This window comes from Cytobacillus gottheilii, from assembly GCF_001636345.1.
GTDB classification, from domain to species: domain Bacteria; phylum Bacillota; class Bacilli; order Bacillales; family Cytobacillaceae; genus Cytobacillus; species Cytobacillus gottheilii.
This window is the reverse complement of record NZ_KV440945.1, coordinates 379,229-399,934: the sequence shown is the minus strand read 5'-3', so window position 1 is coordinate 399,934 and position 20,706 is coordinate 379,229. Positions and strand designations below refer to the sequence as shown.

The 20,706-nt window shown below is 39.5% G+C and carries 18 protein-coding genes; 9 read left to right on the top strand and 9 right to left on the bottom strand.

The window, feature by feature from the left end; genetic code table 11:
• Nucleotides 1–156: 156 nt before the first annotated feature.
• The 5 genes from A6754_RS01935 to A6754_RS01915 form a co-directional block, all read right to left on the bottom strand.
• Nucleotides 157–495, bottom strand: coding sequence for a DUF4181 domain-containing protein (locus A6754_RS01935; protein ID WP_066442161.1), 339 nt, complete (start codon nt 493–495; stop codon nt 157–159).
• Between the two features lie 46 nt (nt 496–541).
• Nucleotides 542–985 (bottom strand): hypothetical protein, encoded by a 444-nt coding sequence (locus tag A6754_RS01930; protein WP_257297382.1) that lies wholly within the window; start codon nt 983–985, stop codon nt 542–544.
• A gap of 83 nt (nt 986–1,068) precedes the next feature.
• Complete coding sequence (locus tag A6754_RS01925; RefSeq protein WP_066442158.1) at nt 1,069–1,968, bottom strand: NAD(P)/FAD-dependent oxidoreductase; 900 nt, start codon at nt 1,966–1,968, stop codon at nt 1,069–1,071.
• Nucleotides 1,969–2,042: 74 nt separating this feature from the next.
• Nucleotides 2,043–2,645: a hypothetical protein gene (locus A6754_RS01920; RefSeq protein ID WP_066442157.1), complete on the bottom strand. Its 603-nt coding sequence runs from the start codon at nt 2,643–2,645 to the stop codon at nt 2,043–2,045.
• Nucleotides 2,646–2,655: 10 nt separating this feature from the next.
• Nucleotides 2,656–3,837 carry a ParM/StbA family protein gene (locus A6754_RS01915; protein WP_066442153.1) on the bottom strand — a complete coding sequence of 394 codons (1,182 nt, stop codon included), beginning with the start codon at nt 3,835–3,837 and terminating at the stop codon, nt 2,656–2,658.
• Nucleotides 3,838–4,435: 598 nt separating this feature from the next.
• Between A6754_RS01915 and A6754_RS01910 the strand changes: the two genes are divergently transcribed.
• Entirely contained in the window at nt 4,436–5,929 is a 1,494-nt protein-coding gene (locus tag A6754_RS01910) for a peptide MFS transporter (protein ID WP_066442151.1), read from the top strand.
• 82 nt (nt 5,930–6,011) lie between these two features.
• On the opposite strand, the gene A6754_RS01905 is transcribed toward A6754_RS01910, so the two are convergent.
• The 3 genes from A6754_RS01905 to nagA form a co-directional block, all read right to left on the bottom strand.
• Nucleotides 6,012–6,734 (bottom strand): GntR family transcriptional regulator, encoded by a 723-nt coding sequence (locus A6754_RS01905; protein WP_066442149.1) that lies wholly within the window; start codon nt 6,732–6,734, stop codon nt 6,012–6,014.
• Nucleotides 6,735–6,995: 261 nt separating this feature from the next.
• Nucleotides 6,996–7,718 (bottom strand): glucosamine-6-phosphate deaminase, encoded by a 723-nt coding sequence (gene nagB, locus A6754_RS01900; RefSeq protein WP_180320184.1) that lies wholly within the window; start codon nt 7,716–7,718, stop codon nt 6,996–6,998.
• Nucleotide 7,719: 1 nt separating this feature from the next.
• Nucleotides 7,720–8,904, bottom strand: coding sequence for an N-acetylglucosamine-6-phosphate deacetylase (gene nagA / locus A6754_RS01895; RefSeq protein WP_066442146.1), 1,185 nt, complete (start codon nt 8,902–8,904; stop codon nt 7,720–7,722).
• Between the two features lie 176 nt (nt 8,905–9,080).
• Between nagA and nagE the strand changes: the two genes are divergently transcribed.
• From nagE to A6754_RS01875, 4 genes are all read left to right on the top strand, one after another.
• Complete coding sequence (gene nagE / locus A6754_RS01890; protein WP_066442144.1) at nt 9,081–10,457, top strand: N-acetylglucosamine-specific PTS transporter subunit IIBC; 1,377 nt, start codon at nt 9,081–9,083, stop codon at nt 10,455–10,457.
• Nucleotides 10,458–11,435: 978 nt separating this feature from the next.
• Nucleotides 11,436–12,152, top strand: a complete 717-nt coding sequence (locus A6754_RS01885) for a DUF4230 domain-containing protein (RefSeq protein ID WP_066442143.1) — start codon at nt 11,436–11,438, stop codon at nt 12,150–12,152.
• Between the two features lie 170 nt (nt 12,153–12,322).
• Nucleotides 12,323–13,501, top strand: coding sequence for an MFS transporter (locus tag A6754_RS01880; protein WP_066451274.1), 1,179 nt, complete (start codon nt 12,323–12,325; stop codon nt 13,499–13,501).
• Between the two features lie 183 nt (nt 13,502–13,684).
• Entirely contained in the window at nt 13,685–14,890 is a 1,206-nt protein-coding gene (locus A6754_RS01875; protein ID WP_066442141.1) for an NAD(P)/FAD-dependent oxidoreductase, read from the top strand.
• Nucleotides 14,891–14,975: 85 nt separating this feature from the next.
• Here the strand turns inward: A6754_RS01875 and A6754_RS01870 are convergent, their stop codons facing one another.
• Nucleotides 14,976–15,956: a DUF3231 family protein gene (locus A6754_RS01870; RefSeq protein WP_066442140.1), complete on the bottom strand. Its 981-nt coding sequence runs from the start codon at nt 15,954–15,956 to the stop codon at nt 14,976–14,978.
• Between the two features lie 207 nt (nt 15,957–16,163).
• On the opposite strand from A6754_RS01870, the gene A6754_RS01865 reads away from it, so the two are divergent.
• From A6754_RS01865 to A6754_RS01850, 4 genes are all read left to right on the top strand, one after another.
• Nucleotides 16,164–16,853: a response regulator transcription factor gene (locus A6754_RS01865; protein ID WP_066442139.1), complete on the top strand. Its 690-nt coding sequence runs from the start codon at nt 16,164–16,166 to the stop codon at nt 16,851–16,853.
• Nucleotides 16,853–17,860: a sensor histidine kinase gene (locus A6754_RS01860; RefSeq protein ID WP_066451270.1), complete on the top strand. Its 1,008-nt coding sequence runs from the start codon at nt 16,853–16,855 to the stop codon at nt 17,858–17,860. Before A6754_RS01865 ends, A6754_RS01860 begins: the two co-directional genes overlap by 1 nt.
• Nucleotides 17,861–17,994: 134 nt before the next feature.
• A complete protein-coding gene (locus A6754_RS01855; RefSeq protein ID WP_066442138.1) occupies nt 17,995–18,756 on the top strand; it encodes an ABC transporter ATP-binding protein in 762 nt (253 codons plus the stop codon).
• The gene (locus A6754_RS01850) at nt 18,746–20,692 is read left to right on the top strand and encodes an FtsX-like permease family protein (RefSeq protein ID WP_066442136.1); all 1,947 of its coding nucleotides are present in this window, start codon (nt 18,746–18,748) and stop codon (nt 20,690–20,692) included. The genes A6754_RS01855 and A6754_RS01850 overlap by 11 nt, the downstream gene beginning before the upstream one ends.
• Nucleotides 20,693–20,706 lie beyond the last annotated feature (14 nt).

Here is a 20,706-nt window from a genome sequence, read left to right as displayed (position 1 = left end):
TTGTGCGCAAACGTTTGCATTTCACTTCAAAAAAAAGCTGTGAAACATTCACTATTGCTATGCTCAGTGTAACGCTTACAAAGAATTTTTTCAACTGTTTTTAGATAATAAAAAAGACTTAGGAACTTTCACAAAAAGGTGCCTATTTTGAGGATTTTACATAAAAACACCAACAAGCCCCACACCTAAAATACCCACTGCCAACGAAAGGATATACTGTTTGGATCCTTTAAGGTATTTCCAGTCTATGAAAGTTTGAAACCCCATTATTGTTATGACAACAGCAATGAAGAACCACTCTATCATATTTTCTTCTATAAATAGTGAATAGATTATAATCATCATGAGAAAAAGAAGAGGCTTCCCAATTAAATCCGCTTTTACTGCCCCGTACTCCCTCTCTGCTTTCTCATTGCCAAAAAAGATTTTTCTTAATAATAAATGAGAAAGAGAAAGAATAATCACGATTAATGGCAGTATGATAAAATTGTCCACTATTAATTCCTCCCTCTCATTATCGGCCGTGCATTTTATAAAAGTTTTAAGCCCCTACCAGCAGCTGATCTCGATATGGCTGAAGTGAATGTGTCTTGATGACTTGGAATAGTTCGCTGTCGCTCCCGATGACACTCTCAGCGAAGTTCCAGGCATTTTCTTCAATCTGCAGCGCTATGCCAAGCCTTTCTGTTTCTGTTTCAGCAAGATCAAGCTGATCGGCAAGCCATAGTAAATTTTTGTCTTCCGCATGACCAATTTCATGTGCAAAAACAATTTCTATATATTCATTAAAGAAATCTAATGACGAAAACAATTGCAAACATTGTCCTTTTATCTCTTCTAAATACAAAGTAATTGTATGGGTACCTATATGGTATTTGCCTCCAGCAAAACGCTCTCCAGGGAAAAATGATTCAAATTGAACGATTGCTTTACTTCCGGACCGTTCCAGCAAAGAATAAAGCCTATTTTTTAGTCCTGTTTCCAAAATTTCACCTTTTCTATATATAATCTTACACCATTATATGCAAAAACAGGAAGTTAATAAATGTTATTTTATTCCTTATCCTTTTATTGGTTTGGCATTAGCGATTTGTGAATCCAAATAGCTGCTTGTGAGCCATCGCCCATCGCAATGGTAACCTGCTCCGAGTGAGCAATTACATCACCTATTGCCCATACATTGGGAACATTCGTCATTTTTGTTCGCGGGTTGACAATGATATGCCTATTTTCCATAATTTCAGCCCCAAGCTGTTCTGCTAAGTTCGAATGGACAGCCGTACCTCCGAACCCTAAAAAGGCCTTTTCAGCATATATACGTTCTCCATTTTTTAAAAGAACGCCTTGAAAAGCATCACCCTCCGACAATGCTTCTAATATATCTGCCTGAATAAGCTGTATTCCTTTTCTTTGCATTTGTTTTTGCAAAAGTTCATCCGGCATTCCTTCTTCATGATTAATCATAATAATATCAGTGGTCCAGTAAGCAATTGTAAGAGCTTTATTTGCTCCTGCATTACCAGAACCAATGACAATTGTTTTTTTATTTAATACTTCATAGCCATCACAGTCCGGACATACATAGATGGATGTTCCAAGACATGGCATGATACCGGGAATTGGAGGAATTCTGTCCATTACGCCTGTAGCAAGCAATAATCGGGCACTTTGAAACGTCTCTCCTGATTCAAGCGTAATAACAAACTGGTCTGCTTCCTTCCGAGCCTTAACAGCCTTTCCTTTTACAAACTGAATTCCCAGGCTTTCTGCTTGTTTTTTGCCAAGACCTCTTAAAGTTTGACCGCTTACCCCGTCAGGATACCCAAGAATATTATGATAGCTTTTGCATATTTCTGATCGTCCTCCCCCAGCATCAATCACCAGGACACGATGTTTATATCTTCCTAACTGAATAGCTGCCTGCAGTCCTGCTATGCCGCCACCGATAATTAAACAATCATAGTTCATTTTCAAGACCCTTCCTATATAGAGAATAAAAAACAAAAGGACACCCTAATAAAATAGGATGTCCTCTTCACATATCAGCGATTCATATGAGCTAAAAATCCGCCTAAAAGCTCGTCCAAATCCTCTGTTTGTTCTTCACTTTTAACCGAACGCTCCTGTTCAAGATCTTTTTTAGCATCTTCCCAATTAAAATCTGCAAAATCATCATCTGAATCATCTTGCATGATGTCATTTTGTTCTTGAAACAGTTCTTCCTCTGGGGTGTCAGGCAGAGCAGGCATTTCTTCAGCTGTCTTATCGGAAGCAGCCGCTTCCTGTAAATACAAAGCTTCTTCAATATCAGTTGATTTGCTGTTAAGGGCCGCTAGCAGTGTTGTTGCTCTGACCGGGTCATTAATGAGCTGATAAACAATACTTCCTAACAAGGCCTCTGAGTGCTCATGCTTCAGCCAGTCTTTCTGTGACTTCGTTAAGTTCCTTGGCATTGGAATACGAATCGTTTCCCGTCCGCTTGAGCTCATGGTGCCGACGCCGTTTATAACGAATTCCGCCATCTTGCTCGAAAAATTTCTTCTTTCCGTTTCACGGAGCTTTTGTAAGCTCTTTATAATATGGTCAGGTGTATCAGAGGGGATACGAAAGGAAATAGATTGCCCTCTTTTCATTTCAGAAGCCATACAGCATCACCTAGTTTGCCTCTACTGGCTTTTTATCCTGCGCAGCAGAATCCTTGTCCACTCTTCTTTTATAATCTGAAATCAGCTTATAGTAGGCATTGGACATCATCCAAATGCTTTCCTTTTCATCCTCAAAAAAGTCAATGTTATAACCGTCTAAGCTATTATTTAATGCTTTTAGATAATCCTTTAAAACGGTTGAACCGCCGCCAACAAAATAGCAAATTTCAGTCTGTGAATTCTTCTGCCATATATTGCGCAGCAGGCGATACTGCTTCTTGGCTAGGTCAAGCAGGATTCTGTCTGTAATATCATGAACGCTCGTTCTGCTTCCTTTTACCATAATATGATTGCGATCATTCTTTTTTGTAATAATTTCTACCACATCTCTGCGGCTGTCTAATTCAACGCCATGCTTGCTGCGAATCTCTTCGCGGATGGCTTCCAGTGCTTCTGACACACCTAGATTAAAGCCCTGCGCCTTATCATCATCTACATTGCGGTCTTTAATGACAGCAATATCAGTGGAAAGCCCGCCAATATCCTGAATTAAAATTCGCTTATCAATTAAATCCTTATTGATAATGTTTAAGTCATTGTCCATGACCAAATTAATAAACGCAGCAAAGCCTTCCGGATAAACCTTTACTTCTTCAAATTTTATATTCACTTTAAGCCCTTGATATTTTGGTGTGATTAAAAATTCCACCTGATGAACAGAGCCTAATAGCTTTGAACGATAGCCGGCATCCTTGCCTTCTTTTACTTCACGAAGAGGAAGACCTGTTCCAAGCATATAGCTTGCATCAATGGTATTTCCTGACTTTTTGAACTTTTCCGTTTTTTCAGCTTCTACTGCATCCAGTGCAAGTGCAGCAAAAAGCATAATAAGCGTCTGATCTTCCTCCGACTTGCTGCTGCCTGGATCTAATTCTGATGCATTATCACTTTTAGTGGCTAAACTGCCAACTCTGTATATCGCATTATTTTCTTTTAAAGCAGGGGAGTGGACTCTAATATGTAATCCGTCTAGAGGGTTTTTGCTGTCCAGCTCCTCAATACCAATAACTGGTCTGTCCTCAATATCTCGCGCAATTACATTAGGGATGCTCATCTCTGTTTCCAGCTTACCAAAAATGGCTTTCACCGAATCATTTCCAACATCAACAGCAGCAATCCTTGAATTAACCATCCTTCATCCAATCCTTTCAACTCTTTTAATAGAAAAAGAGGTAATACATCAAGAGTAAATGAGATTCGTAGATTAATCAATTATTCTTGTAAAAACGTAATATAAGCGTAAAAACGTAAACAAAGTGTAAACAACTGTGATTTGTCTGCACTTTCCGTTTACACGTATACATATTTGCATACATACCGTTATATCAATATGTGTGCGAGTTTGTATACATGTATACATTTTTGTTTACATTTGTATTCAATATTGTATACAAGTTTTCAAATTTGCATACAAACCCTTTCTAGCTTTTATTCATAGATTTCATCACCCTGAGGTCTGCTTCATCCTCTATAACGCCATTTAATGCTGACAGCAGGGCACGACTTACGTAACTTGAAGAGTATTAAGCTGCAATATAATCTGCAATGAACCGCAAATAAATGAAATTCAGCAAAACTAAATAAACTATTATTTTAGAAAAATATGAGAATAATTAAGCATAGTAAATACATTCCATATTTAAAAATATTTCAGAGTATTTCCAGAATAAAGTTTTGACACAAAAACCAAAAAAGTATTATATTAATATATTATACAAGGAGGTTGTAAGATGTCAGACTTTAATAAACAGAAAATTGTGGCCAGTGTCCCTCAACGTGGCTTTTTTGGTCATCCTAAGGGGCTATTCACCCTATTCTTTACAGAGTTCTGGGAACGATTCTCTTACTATGGAATGCGTGCTATTCTCGTCTATTATATGTATTATGAAGTATCAAAAGGCGGCCTTGGCATAGATGAACCGACAGCTTTAGCTATTATGTCCATTTATGGCTCCCTCGTTTATATGTCAGGTATTATTGGAGGATGGCTGGCTGACCGCATCTTTGGCACCTCAAAAGCCGTATTTTATGGCGGAATCTTAATTATGCTGGGACATATCGTTTTAGCGATCCCTGGAAGCCTCGCAATGTTCTTTACTTCTATGGTATTAATTGTTCTAGGTACAGGTTTATTAAAACCTAATGTTTCAAGTGTTGTTGGTGATATCTACAGTGAAGAAGATCATCGCCGTGATGCCGGCTTTAGTATCTTCTATATGGGGATTAACCTTGGTGGTTTCCTTGCACCGCTGATTGTTGGTGAAGTTGGAATGAAGCATGATTTCCACCTTGGTTTTGCCATCGCAGCAGTTGGAATGTTTATCGGATTATTGGTCTTCTTATTTACAAAAAAGAAAAACTTAGGTTTAGCAGGCACATATGTAGCGAATCCGCTCTCTCCTGCTGAAAAGAAGAAAGTATATACAATTATCGGAATTGGTCTAGTTGTCATAGCCATTCTAGTTGCCATTACAATTCCGCTGGGTATTTTAACTTTTGATAGCTTTATCACACTGATTGGTATCCTGGGCATTGGGATTCCTACTGCTTACTTTATTGTCATGTACCGCAGTCCAAAAACAACTGCAGTCGAGCGTTCAAGAATCATTGCATATATTCCTTTATTTATTGCGTCAGTCATGTTTTGGGCTATCCAAGAACAAGGGTCTACGATCTTGGCAAACTATGCAGATAAGCGAACACAGCTTGAGATTGCAGGCTTTGATATTTCACCAGCTTGGTTCCAATCATTAAACCCATTATTTATTATCATTTTTGCGCCGGTATTTGCTTGGCTATGGGTAAAGCTTGGAGATCGCCAGCCATCTGTTCCTAAGAAATTCTCTTTAGGTCTTCTATTTGCAGGTATTTCATTCTTAGTGATCTTATTGCCAGCATATTTTGGCGGCACAGATTCACTTGTAAATCCTTTATGGCTCGTTTTAAGCTACTTTATCGTCGTATTAGGTGAACTTTGCTTATCACCTGTTGGTCTTTCTGCAACAACAAAATTAGCACCTGCTGCATTTTCTGCGCAAACTATGAGTTTATGGTTTTTATCAAACGCAGCTGCACAAGCAATCAATGCGCAGATCGTTAAATTTTATACACCGGAAACAGAAATGCTGTATTTTGGGGTCATCGGAGGAGCATCGATTCTTCTTTCCATTATCTTATTTGCTCTATCCCCTAAGATTCAGTCATTTATGAAGGGTGTCAGATAATCTAATATGTAAAAAAGACAGGTCATGCGCCATCCGGCACACGTCCTGTCTTTTTATTTTGCTCATTAAACTCTCTTCTCCCCTATCGCTTCATTTCAATCATGAATTTATACCGATCAGCGCGATAAATGGATTTAACGTATTCAACTGGTGTGCCGTCATGTAAAAATGTATTTCGTTCAATTAGAAGCACAGGACCACCAGATTTAATTCTAAGATAGTCGGCTTCATTCTGACTGGAAATAGCTGATTCTATCGTTTGAGTGGCATAATCTATCTGCAGGCCAAGCTTCCCTTCCATATATGCATATAACGATTGATTAACAATTTCTTCTGTAAGCCCCTTCATTAAATTGGCTGAGATATAGTTCGTTTCTAATGCCATTGGGACATCATCTGCTAATCGAATTCTTTTTATTTCATATACTGGACCATGTTCAGGAATGGAAAGCTGCTGTGCAATTTTTTTCGTAGCCGGGATTAGCTGAAAGTGAACAAGCTGAATTCCGGGTATCATTCCTCTTTTTTTCATATCTTCGGTAAAACTAGTAAGTCCCTGTAATGGCTGTTCAAGCTTACGCTCTGCCACAAATGTGCCTTTTCCTTGGACGCGATATAAAAAGCCATCGTTCACAAGTTTAGTAAAAGCTTGTCTTACAGTCATTCTGCTGATTTGAAAACGTTCAGCGTACTCTCGCTCTGCTGGCAGTGCATCACCTGGCAAAAGCTCACCCTTTTCAATTAACTCTTTTATAATTTCCTCTAGCTGATAATAGATCGGGACTGGGGAATTTTTATTAATCATGCTCCTCTCAACTGCTTCCTTTCTATATAAAGATTTCCTGGATATATATATCTATTTTAAGCTTCTGTTCACGTTTGTATAGGAAATACGTTAAGATCTAGTATAAAGTTTCGTTATCAGGATAATAAAATCGGGATTTATGTTTGAAGTACGCAGCCTACAGTTCTAGGTTTGGGTTTATTCTTTCAGTTTAATTTCTGAAACGGGCCTAAAGTTAGCTATCACCTTAAAGAAAAAAGCCAGAAGAACCGTTCCTCTGGCTTATTCACCAATTGCCGCTTTATCTGCAATTATTGTAACATATGGGTGATTTCTTAATATAGATGCTGGGAAGTTTTCTTGTATTTCTCCTTCTATTAACTGCTTGTAAGCTTCATGCTTGCTTTCCCCGGATATCAGCAGGAGGATTTCTCTGCTTTTCATGATAGAAGCAATGCCCATGGTGATCGCTTGGTTTGGCACCTCATCAATATTGGCAAAATATCTCGCGTTCGCCTCTTTAGTTGATTGCGCAAGATCGACAATATGTGTAGGGCTTTGAAAGCTTGTTCCCGGTTCATTAAATCCGATATGGCCATTTCCGCCGATTCCAAGGATTTGCAGATCAATGCCGCCCACGCTTGCCATTAGAGCTTCGTATGCTTCGCACTCTGCTTCTGCATCAACTGTGTTGCCGCGTGGCACATAGGTATTTTCCTTGTTAATATCAATATGATTGAAAAAGCGCTCATTCATGTAATGACGATAGCTTTGCGGATGATCTCCTGATAATCCCACATATTCATCCAGGTTAAAGGTTGCAATTCCGTCGTAAGAAGTTCCATTTTGATTATGGTCCTCAATCAATCGTTTATAGGTTCCTTCTGGAGTTCCTCCAGTAGCAAGACCCAATACCATTTTTGGATTTGCTTTTACTTTATCTATAATATACTGAGACGCTTTCTCGCTCATTTCCTGATAATCATTTACTTTAATAATGTTCACTTTATTCATTCTCCTTTCGATAGGCAACTTCACCGCGGCATAAGGTCATAACAACATCATGCTCTTCATTCAAAATAACGATGTCTGCATCCTTTCCTGCTGCGAGGCTTCCCTTGCGGTCAAATACACCAAGCTGTTTTGCTGGATTAACGGAAGCCATCTGGATCGCATCCTCTAATGAACAGCCGGTAAATTCAATCATATTTTTAACTGCGTGTCCAAGGCGCAATATGCTTCCTGCTAATGTTCCGTCTTGAAGTACTGCTTTCCCATCAGCAACAGTTACATCCTGCCCGCCTAAATCATATTGTCCATTTTTCAGGCATTTGGCTCTCATGGAATCTGTGATTAAAATTAATCCTTCTTCACCCTTTTGCTTAAATGCAAGCTTGACCATCTCAGGTTTGACATGAACACCATCTGCGATAACTTCAACCATCAACTCATCATGCAGAAGAGCTGCTCCTGCAACACCTGGCTCACGATGATGCAGGCCGCGCATTTGGTTAAACAAATGGGTAACATGCGTGCATCCCGCCTCGATTGAATCTTTCACTTCTTCGTACGTGGCATTTGAATGACCAATGGAAGCAACAATGCTTTTACTGCTTAAGTATGATGCCAATTCCTTGCCGCCCGGCCGTTCAGGTGCGAGGGTTACTAATTTAATATTCCCTTGAGATAGGTTTTCCCATTTTTTAAAAAGTTCAACATCAGGATCAATAATATATTGTGAAGGCTGTGCTCCAGCCATCTCTTTATTCACAAATGGTCCTTCAAGGTGCACCCCTAAAATTTCAGCTCTTCCCTCAGGCTGCGGTTTACTCATATAGCCTGCTGCGGATTTTAATGCTTTTTCAATTTCTTCCTGCTCTTGTGTCATGGTAGTCGCTAAAAAGCTGGTCGTGCCTTCTGCAGGCAAGGTATTCGCCATAGTCATAAGAGCAGATTCCGTTCCATCCATTACATCAGCTCCGGCAGCACCATGTATATGCACATCTATAAAACCTGGTACTGCTGTCAGATTTTCCTGCAAATCAAAGACGACAGCATCTGTTATATCTTGCAGATCTTCTAATCGTCCGATCTCACTTATTTTTTGGTTCGTAATTTTAATATATCCTGTATAAAATTGATTCTTTTCTGAATAGATTTGCATACCCTTTAACAAAATAGGCTTATCCATCATTTTTCATCCTTTCATTTTCAAGGTCATTTTAGCATTATACTCATATAGTTGTCTATACCAATTAATCGTAAATTCATATAGACAACTAATAAACTAGCTGTTATGATTATTTTCATGAAAAGCGCTTTCAGCTTAACAAGCACAACCAAAATATAATTAAGGAGTTGAGATTTATGTTAGGTTTTTTACAGCGCATTGGTAAAGCTCTAATGCTTCCGATCGCAGTGCTGCCGGCAGCAGGTTTGCTGCTTCGCTTCGGACAGCCTGACTTACTGGATATTCCCTTCATCGCTAATGCAGGGGACGCTATTTTTGGAAATTTAGCTTTAATTTTTGCTATTGGTGTTGCCATGGGATTTGCAAAAGATAGCAACGGTGCGGCCGCTTTATCAGGAGCGATCGGCTATTTAGTTTTAACAGAAGGTGCAGTAGCAATTGATCCGGATATTAATATGGGTGTTCTTGGCGGTATCATTGCCGGGATCATTGCAGGGCTATTATATAATAAATTTCATGATATTAAATTACCGGATTGGTTAGGGTTTTTCAGCGGACGCCGGTTCGTACCAATCGTAACATCTGTTACCATGATTTTGCTCGCATTTATTGCAGGTTATGCATGGCCGCCTGTTCAGGCAGGAATAGATGGAATTGGAAATTGGATTATTGAACTGGGTGCAGTTGGTTCAGGTATCTTTGGATTTTTAAACCGTTTATTGATTCCATTAGGACTTCACCATGTTCTGAACAGCTTATTTTGGTTCCAGTTTGGTGAATTTAATGGAGCAGCTGGGGATATTGCCCGTTTCTTCGCTGGAGATCCAACTGCCGGCGGATATATGACAGGCTTCTTCCCAATTATGATGTTTGGTTTGCCTGCAGCAGCGTTTGCAATTATCGCGACAGCAAAGCCGGAAAACCGTAAAGCAGTCTCTGGTATGTTTATTGGTCTAGCGTTAACTTCCTTCTTAACGGGAATTACAGAGCCAATTGAATTCTCATTTATGTTTATTGCTCCACTTCTTTACGGAGTGCACGCTTTATTAACTGGGGTATCCATGTGGTTAACTTCCATGTTAGGCATTAGAGATGGTTTTACCTTCTCAGCTGGTGCAATTGATTATTTGCTCAACTTTAATATTGCCGAAAAGCCGCTTCTTCTTTTACTAATCGGTCTCATCTATGCGGCAATCTACTTTGTCCTATTTTACTTCCTCATTCGGGCCTTTAACTTAAAAACACCTGGCCGCGAGGATGAAGATGAATCTCTTACTGAAGATGAAGACACGGAAACAACTGGCGGTACTAAATATGATAAAATGGCTAGTCAATTTATCAAAGATATTGGCGGCACAGAGAACATCGATGTCATTGATAACTGTGCGACACGCTTACGTTTAAATGTTCATGATATGAATAAAGTAAATGAGTCTGCATTAAAAGCGCACGGCGCCAAAGGTGTTATGAAGCTCAACAAAACAAATCTGCAAATCATTGTAGGTACAGACGTTGAATTTGTTGCAGATGCTATGAAGAAACAGAATAAGTAAAAATGAAAGCTGACTGGGGTCTTTTCCAGTCGGCTTTTTTTATACCTTTTCCTTTTCTGTAATGAGGCGAGACGGGGCTTCGTTTGATTCTAACTTAATACCTCTTCCTAATTTATGGGATTAGCACTGTTAAAACTTTATTTATGTAGTTGATTACCCTTTTATAGTGTTTATAATTCAGCTTTTCGTTAATCTCTGCTTACAAGTCACGGATTTCAGACCTGTGTTTCTGCTCTTTTTGTATTTATATACCACTTATTGGGTGTCCTTGTCCTATTGCTGCTCTTTTCGCCTCTCTATTTCCCATTTACTGGAGTTTAGTGTCCTGTTTCCGCTCTTTCCGTCTCTCTATTTTCCACTTACTGGGGTTTAGTGTCCTGTTTCCGCTCTTTTCGTCTCTCTATTTCCCATTTACTGGGGTTCACTGTCCTGTTTCCGCTCTTTCCGTCTCTCTATTTTCCACTTACTGGGATTCACTGTCCTGTTTCCGCTCTTTCCGTCTCTCTATTTTCCACTTACTGGGGTTTAGTGTCCTGTTTCTGCTCTTTTCGCCTCTTTATTTACCATTTAATAGGATTATATGTCCTGTTTCAGCTGTTTCAGCTCTTTCAGTCTCTCTACTTACCATATATCATGATCCCCTGTCTCGTTTTTTTCATTTCTACTAACCTATATACCCATTATTGGATTTCCGATTCCTTTTACTTGTCTCCAGCTATAATATGCTGGTCTATATGTTTATACTTCTGAGATTTTTTTGAACACATCCTTAACGATTTCACATTCATTACTCATTCTGATAAGCTCCCCTGCAGATGTTTTAAATCTTTCTCAACCTTTTCCAGTTTTAGGTACATTTGCATATCCATTGCTATCGTGATAGCAGTCTATTATACTATGAATATATTGTCTTTTTTCGACAATATTGGACATAATGCGTAATTTTTGCATGTACCCCTGAAAAAAGGAGGTCTTTTAATGAAAAAAAATCAGCGCAAAACGGAGTTCACTTCTGCACAGGAGGAGGTAGCTGCAACTGCAGTTATGCGAAGCAGCCGAAAAACAGGATTTTCATTCCCATTTTTCAAGCCTCTAAAATTGAAGTTGTTTTTTACTGTGCTTTTCACCGTACTGCTTATTGGTACAGGGATTTTTATGTACCAAAAGCTTTTTACAGGCAGTACTTATGCCAGTGAAACCGTGAGCATTGTTGAGGAAGTTCGGGAACTTTCTTCTCTCGCAACTGCTGAAGCCGTGATTACTACTGTCATCAAAGAAGAAAACAATAAGATTTTTAATAAAGAGATAAATGTAAACTTCCCTGGTACGAAAAGAACGATCCTGCTTGTTGTTCCAGCAACCGTTCTTGCAGGTGTGGATTTACAATCAATCAGCAATGAGAGCTATACGGTAGACGAAGAAAAGAAGCATATTACGATGACACTTCCGCATGCAGAGCTGCTGCAGGAGCCATCGATTCAAATGGACAAGGTTCAGACATTCTCCGACCAAGGAATCTTCCGAAGTGATGTAGATTGGGAGGAAGGCTTCGATTTAGCAGCTGTCGCTTCTGATGATATAAAAGAACAGGCTGTTAATTTAGGTCTGTTAACAAAAGCAGAGCAAAGTGCAGTTAATGCGCTCACTAGCCTTTTTAGCGGTCTTGGCTACACAGCGTCTATTGAATTTGAATAATTGAAGCGAATGCAAGTAGAGAATGATCTCTGCTTGCTTATTTTTTGTCTAACAGAAGTTTGTTTATTGACCTTTCTTTTTTCTCTTTTATTCCTTATCATGAAAGAGAGTAATCGTATACATATTAGATCTCACTGGAGATACAGCCAGTGAATTGGAGTGACGGATCAGTGGAAACCAAAAAAGCTTTGCCTGTACTTTTTGCCGTGATGTTTCTGGTCATGGTTGGTTTTGGAATTATTATTCCGGTTATGCCCTTTTACGCAGAAGAGATTGGAGCTTCTCCAACACAACTCGGACTGTTAATGGCTGTTTACTCCCTTATGCAGCTGCTTTTTGCACCGATGTGGGGAAGAATTTCAGATAAAATCGGCCGAAAACCTGTCATTATGATTGGGATTTTTGGTTTAGGTATTTCCTTTCTTTTGATGGCACTCTCGACGGAGCTATGGATGCTCTTTGCAGCGCGTGTGCTAGGCGGCTTTCTTTCCAGTGCCAATATGCCAACTGTTATGGCATATGTAGCAGATATTACAAGTGAAGAAGATCGCGGCAAAGGGATGGGTATTGTTGGAGCTGCCGTTGGCATGGGGTTTGTGTTTGGACCTGCTATTGGCGGTGTGTTTTCCAGCGAAAGCCTGCATATACCATTCTTTATTGCCGGAGCTTCTTCCTTTATCACATTCTTTTTCGTATGGATGGTTTTAAAAGAATCACTCACACCTGATCAAAGAAGCTCTGCAAATAAAAGAGCTCCGCTTCGGCAGGCATTTAATGGACCCACCTCCATGCTGTTTTTACTGCAGCTCTTTGTTTCTTTATCTCTATCAGGACTTGAAGCGACTTTTGCCTATTTTGCTGCTGAAAAGGCAGGCTTAGGCACTGTTCAGCTCGGCTATATCTTTATGATCATGGGACTGGCAGGAGCCATCGTCCAGGGTGGAATCGTTGGCAGGCTGACGAAAAAATGGGGTGAAGGTGCAGCGATTCAAATTGGAATTGTTGTCTCAGCCATCGGTTTTGGACTTATTCTTCTGACTGACAGCTTTTGGAGTGCTGCTTTATTTTTAAGCGTGTTTGGAATTGGAAATGGCTTTATTCGGCCAAGCGTCTCTTCTTTGCTGACCAAGCAATCAGTTTCTGGTCACGGAAGTATGACCGGGCTATTATCATCCTTTGATTCGTTCGGACGTATTATTGGCCCTCCCCTCGGCGGCTGGCTTTTTGCTTTTGCGATTGGGCTTCCTTATATTTCAGGAATACTACTATCCCTGCTGGCGCTGATTCTATTCCAGGTCTATAAAAGAAAGTCAAGAACAGCTATTAATCACAGCTCCCCTATAAAATAGATACATTGAAACTCGGCTGACAAACGCTTCTGCATAAGTAGCGTTTGTCAGCCTTTTTCCTGCTCTTTTATGATTGCACTGGTATTGAAGATTAGGATCTTAACACTCATGGTTTAATAAAACAATGATGCGGGGAAAAATACTGTCATCTTTACCTAGAGTTAAAGATTAGGAGGATTTTATATGGAGCTTCATAACGGTAAATTATTTTGGGAAGAAATCACTGAAGATATAGAAGTAAAAACAGGAAAACAGCCAAAAAGTCATTATGATGTCATTATTATAGGCGGAGGCATGTCAGGAGCATTAAGTGGTTACATACTGGCAAAAGAAGATTTAAGAATTGCTATTGTTGATAAGCAGAAAATGGGCACAGGAAGCACAATGGCTAATACTGGTTTGCTGCAGTATTCGAATGACATCATGCTTTCTGAATTAATACAGCAGATTGGCAAAGACAAGGCCGTCAGATTCTATCAGCTTTGCCGGGAAGCAATGGATCAGCTGAGAAAGGTCGCTGAGGAAATCGGATCAGAAGCTGATTTTCTGGATAGAAGCAGCTTTTATTATGCAAGCGAAGAATCTCACATTGAGCTGCTGAAGAAAGAATATCAGGCTCTTTCCGAAAATGGTTTTGAGGTCGAATACTTATCAGAAGAGGATATCAGGGAGCAATACCCTTTCACAAAACCTGCCGCACTTAGAACGCACGGCGATGCTGAAGTGAATCCTTTTAAATTTAACCGAGACATTTTAGCAGAGCTGAGTAAAAAGGAAAATGTTGATTTATTTGAGAATATTGAGGTAACAGAAACAAGAGAAAAGGATAATGAAATCGAACTCGTGACGTCTTTAGGGGTTTTAAAAGCAAATCACCTAATATTTGCAACCGGTTATAATAAATCACTTGCATTTCCTGGTACAGAACCTGAAATCAATCGTTCTTATGCCATAGCAACTGAACCAATTGCTGATTTATCACCTTGGAAGGACAGAGAAATGATTTGGGAAACCAAACGGCCGTATCTGTATTTGCGGACAACAGCAGACGGACGCATTATAGCTGGCGGGCTTGATGAAGAGAAACCAAATGCGCCTAAAAAAGATCGCACCATTGAAGATCATGCTAAAGAACTGCAAGAAAAAGTGCAGTCTCTGTTTCCTATGTTAACGATTGAGATTGCTTATTCCTGGGGAGCTGTTTTTGGAGAGTCTGCAGATGGTCTTCCTTTTATCGGGCGTATTCCAAAGAAAGAACAGACCTATTGCCTGTTAGGCTATGGAGGAAACGGTACAGTATACAGTATGCTCGGAGCCCATATCCTGCGCGATTTAATAACTGGCCAGCCTAATCCGGACGCTGAAATCGTTCAGTTAAATCGAAATTAAGAATTTTTTCCTGCTGCCATACAGCATCTCGATAAAAGCAAAAGGGCTCTCCATACACAATACTTTGAGAAAACCCTTTTGCTAGTTAATTTGTTGGAGGCGGTTCTTCCATCCAGCTATGCTTAATCATCAATTTTGCCCCTTTATGGGCATATTCAAAAACATCTTTCATGATTCCAGCCAGCGTAGCTGCAATATCATTTCTTAAGCTAAAAGCTGTGCCGAGTGAATTGCCTCCTAATGAAAAGCTGCAGAACAGACTGACACAATACATCATCAGCTTATCTGAAAAAGGAGCCAGTATAGATTTGGTAATATTCCCCCCTGGGGGCACAGGAATCTTTAAATCACTTGCAGTCAGCAGCTGGGTTAAGTCCTTTATAATTTCCTGGGCTATTTTACCGCCTTCTGTAAAATAGTCCTTCACCGCTTGCTCATGAGCACATTGTGCAAATCCTTTAATGAGCGTCATGCCAAAGAGATTTGCTTCAATTGCATGGTACATATGCGAAACTTCCACTGTATTTAAAGATCTTTTAGTGGCAAGAGGGTTGATTCCGCCTAAATAGCTGTTGTCTTTAACAAAGTCTACTTTAACTGGCATTGGTACACTAGGAGACCTCGTTAATAGCCCTCGCTGCAATAAATATGCTGTACAAATCTCATAATACCGCTGTGTGATGACCGTTAATTCTCTAAATAAGTTTATAATATCTTCCCGATACGCCATCGTTAAGTTTAAGGTGTGCATGCCCATGCTTATTTGTTTTAAGAGGCGAAGAAGCATAATATCAAAGCCATTATCGTATAACTTTGGCACCTCTTTATTCACATCTGCTTCTGTAAAACCAAGAGGAACCGCCATTCCTTCTTCTTTGAAAATATCAGCGATCCGTTGTATATACGGCTTAATTTCACTCTGCAGGCTTGTCATTATTTCCTTTGCTTCCTCATCATCAGCTTGCTCAATAAAATAGTCCAGAATGCGGGTAATCATGGTTTTCTGCTTATATGTCATCCAGAGTATGCCTATTTCAGAAGAAGTGATTGCAGTTCGCTTTGACATCCTTTTCCCTCCATGAAAGTTTACAATTCATCATTCCAAGTTATTTTTCACATGGACCGCAGAAATCATTCTCTCTAAGAGAAAGTATTTAGCCTCAATTTCAGCTGGCTTTTTCCATTGCGAATCATTCCCCCGCTTGCCTAGCTGCTGCTTGTCATTTAGAAACTTTTTCCTTTAGAATAAACATCATAAAGGAGAGTGCGTAACATGTTTTCTATTTTGCTGATTGAGGATGATACTTCCTTGTACACAGAGATAAAAGAACGGCTTGGTCAATGGTCTTATACTGTTCATGGTGTACAAGATTTCAGCAATGTTTTAGCCGAATTTTCACAATTAAAGCCTGATCTTGTCATCATTGATATACAGCTCCCTAAATTTGATGGTTTTCACTGGTGCAGAGTGATTCGTGCTGTTTCAAACGTACCGATTATTTTTCTGTCATCCCGTGATCACCCAACTGATATGGTGATGTCCATGCAGCTTGGCGCAGATGATTTTGTCCAGAAGCCATTTCACTTTGAGGTTCTCATTGCTAAAATTCAGGCTATTTTAAGACGCGTCTACAATTACAGTTCAAGTCAGTCAGAATTTAGAACCTGGTGCGGAGCTGCTGTTGACTTTGAAAAAAACACAGTTTCTAATGAACATGGAACGATTGAACTGACCAAGAATGAGATCTTTATTTTAAAACTGCTGATTGAGAAGAAAAATTCCATTGTTACACGAGATTCATTAATGAATAGCTTGTGGGACGATAAACGATTTATCAGCGACAATACACTTACTGTCAATGTAAATCGCTTGCGGAAAAAGCTTGATGAAATTGATTTAGGCAAGCAGATTGAGACAAAGGTCGGACAAGGCTATGTGGCGCTGGAAGAGGAAGTTTCATGATGATTGGCACTTATTTACGTGAAAGATTGAGCTGGATCCTTCTTTTTTTCGCAACACAGTTTTTGATTCTTTTTATAGTCTTTATTGATTCAAGTATTCCTGTTGGCTCTGTGCTGTACATACATTTGCTGTCATTCCTTCTGTTCGCCATTTTTTTGACTGTTCGTTACCATAAAGAAACAAAATTTTACCGAAGTCTTGCAGATAGAGAGTATAATCTCGATATTACAGGCATTATTCAAGCTGAAAGTCCATTTGAGAAGCTAGTTGAGGAAACCATCACAGAGCAGACGGCTCTGCTAAAGCGAGAGGCAGCTCAAAATTTTATCCTGCTTGAACAAGAGAAGGACGATTTATTAGCATGGATTCACGAGGTGAAAACGCCGTTAACTGCCTTGAAGCTTATGATTGATCGTCTGGATGATGAAACGATGAAGAAGCAAATGACATATGAATGGCTGCGGGTTCATTTGCTGCTTGATCAGCAGCTCCATAAGAAACGGCTGCCTTTTATGCAGAATGATTTATATATCGAGAAAACAGAGTTAGAACCGATTGTTTTTGAAGAGATCCAAACATTGCGGGCATGGTGCATGCAAAAAGGGCTTGGCTTTCACATTGATCTGCATGAAGAAGAGGTATATACGGATGCGAAATGGCTTGGCTTTATCCTTAGACAAATCCTGTCTAATGCAATTAAGTATAGTGAACAAGGGGATATTATTGTAAGAAGCGAAAGAAAAGGTGATCAGCATATCCTTCAAGTGCAGGATTTTGGCAAAGGCATAAGTGCAAAAGATCTCCCCCGTATATTTGATAAAGGCTTCACATCAACTGAACAGCATCAGAATAGCGCTGCAACTGGAATGGGCCTCTATTTAGCGAAGAAAGCAGCAGACTCCCTGCTCATTCATATTGATGTAACATCAGCTATGGGCAGCGGTACTACCCTTACTTTAACCTTTCCTAAAAAGAATGATTTTGTAGATATGAAAGCATTGCATTAATCTATATATATACGTTTCAAGCATGTGACAAGAATGTCACATGCTTTTATCATTTGTTCGTCCGATCGAAGGTAAAGAATGTTCCCCCATTTTATAATAAAGACAAATTTACAGAATGAAAGGAAGGAACGAATATGGTCATTTTAGAGGCTCAAAAAATATATAAAAGCTATGGAAATAAATTTAACAAACAAGAGGTTTTAAAAGGGATTGATGTCAGCATTGGAAAAGGAGAATTCCTTAGTATTATGGGTGCATCCGGATCCGGTAAAACGACATTGCTGAATGTCCTTTCCTCTATTGATCACGTAAGTACTGGAAGCATCAAAATTGAGGGCAAAGAAATCACATCTCTAAAGGAAAAACAGCTTGCTGAATTTCGCAAAAAGAGTTTGGGATTTATTTTTCAGGATTATAACCTGCTCGATACTTTAACGGTGAAGGAAAATATCCTGCTTCCGCTCTCGATTGCGAAGGTATCAAGAAAAGCGGCTGATTCCCTTTTCCATTCCCTTGCATCGGAGCTTGGCATTCGTGAGATTGAGCATAAGTATCCGAATGAAATCTCAGGCGGGCAAAAGCAGCGTACTTCTGCAGCACGTGCGTTTATTCATGAACCGAGCATTATTTTTGCTGATGAGCCTACTGGTGCACTTGATTCGAAATCAGCATCAGACCTGCTGAATAAATTAAGCGAATTAAATATGAAGCGCGGTTCTACCATTGCGATGGTGACACATGATCCTGTCGCCGCAAGCTACAGCTCGCGTGTTATTTTCATAAAAGATGGGCAGATTTATACACAGCTGACGAAGGGTGAGCAGGACAGGCAGGCATTTTTCAAGGATATTATGAAAACACAGGCCGTTTTAGGAGGCGTCCAGCATGAGTCTTAACCAGCTAATTTTTCGCAACTTAAAGAAAAACCTAAAAAATTATTATTTATATGTGTTTGCGCTTATTTTTAGCTCGGCTCTCTATTTTTCCTTTGTGACGCTGCAATACGATCCTTCCATGGATGAAATGACAGGATCCATAAAAGGCGGCGCGGCACTGCGGGCTGCATCAGTTCTGCTTGTCGCTATTGTTTCCATCTTCTTAATTTATGCAAATAATCTTTTCATCAAAAGACGAAGCAAGGAAATTGGATTATTTCAACTGATCGGGATGACCAAAGGGAGAATATTTCGGATTTTGACTTTGGAAAATTTCCTGCTGTATTCTGCATCCGTCATAATCGGTATTGGAGCAGGCTTTGCTTTTTCAAAACTGATACTGATGATTCTTTTCAAAATTATTGATATTGATATGCTTGCAGAGCTGCGGTTTTCACCAGAGGCGCTTCTTCAAACAGCTATTGTATTTGCAGTTATTTATCTGCTGATCATGCTCATGAACTATTTGTTTATTAAAAGGCAAAGCATCTTATCTCTATTTAAGGTGACATCGTCTACAGAGACTCGTGCCCGGAAGCTATCCATATTTGAAATTCTAATTGGAATTGTCGGAATCACCCTAATTTTAACTGGCTATTATGTTTCTTCTAAGTTATTTAGCGGTGATTTTACCAATATGAATCGTTTATTCATGGCGATGATCTTTATACTGGCATCCGTGATTATTGGCACGTATTTGTTTTTTAAAGGCTCGGTCAGCTTTATCTTTAATTTAATACGGAAAAGTAAAAATGGTTACTTAAATATTAATGAAGTTCTTTCACTATCCTCCATCATGTTTCGCATGAGGTCGAATGCGATGCTGTTATCGATCATTACAACGGTATCAGCCCTGGCAATTGGACTCTTGAGCTTAAGTTATATTTCGTATTATTCGGTGGATAACGGTGCAGCCAGCAGTCAGCCAGATATGTTTACATTAGCTGATTCAGAAGATGCTGCAGCATTTACAGCAAAACTTGATGCAGAAAATATTGATTATAGCCAAAAAGAGATTGAAGTTTTGCAGGCGAATTTAAATATTGGAGATATTATGGACTCCGCCTTGGAAGAAATGAACTTTGACCCTGCTAATGTCTCAATGGGAATTGTCAGTGATGAAGCATTGGAAGAAATTGATGCTGAAGCTGACGAAGTATTATTTGCTGGATATAATGATGCTTTAGGCAGATTTTATAATTTCGAGGACGAAGGCAATATTACTCTTTTTTCAAAATCTTCTTCCATGGATCTGCGCTATATTGGGCTTGAGAAACAATCGGTTGTTCCCTACTTTTTTTCAGGCGGAGGATTCCCTGCCGCGATTGTAGATGAAGCTGTTTTTACACAGCTTCAGAATGATCTGGATCCTGAAATACAGCTTGAAACATCTACTTATATTGGGATGAATATTAAGGAAGAAGCACAATATGAACTTGCAAATGAAGTTTTTAATGACCTATTCGCTGATGCTGAGGGCATGAATATGTCCAGGATGAACAGCAGTGCTTCGCAAAAGCTTGTGATGGGTCTTGCGATGTTTATTGTCGGCTTCTTAGGACTAACCTTCCTGATTACTTCCGGGTGTATCCTTTATTTTAAACAGATGGACGAAAGTGAAGATGAGAAGCCAAGTTATGTCATTCTGCGCAAGCTCGGGTTTACGCAATGGGATCTGCTGCGCGGTATACAAGCAAAGCAATTATTCAGCTTTGGAATTCCGCTTGTGCTGGGTCTCTCTCATAGTTATTTTGCCGTGCAATCGGGCTGGTTCTTTTTCGGGAACGATCTGTGGACACCAATGCTGATTGTTATGGTCGTTTATACTGGATTGTATTCAATCTTTGGGGTGCTTTCTCTAATGTATTATAAGCGTGTCATTCGGGAAGCACTTTAATTTAAAAACCAAGC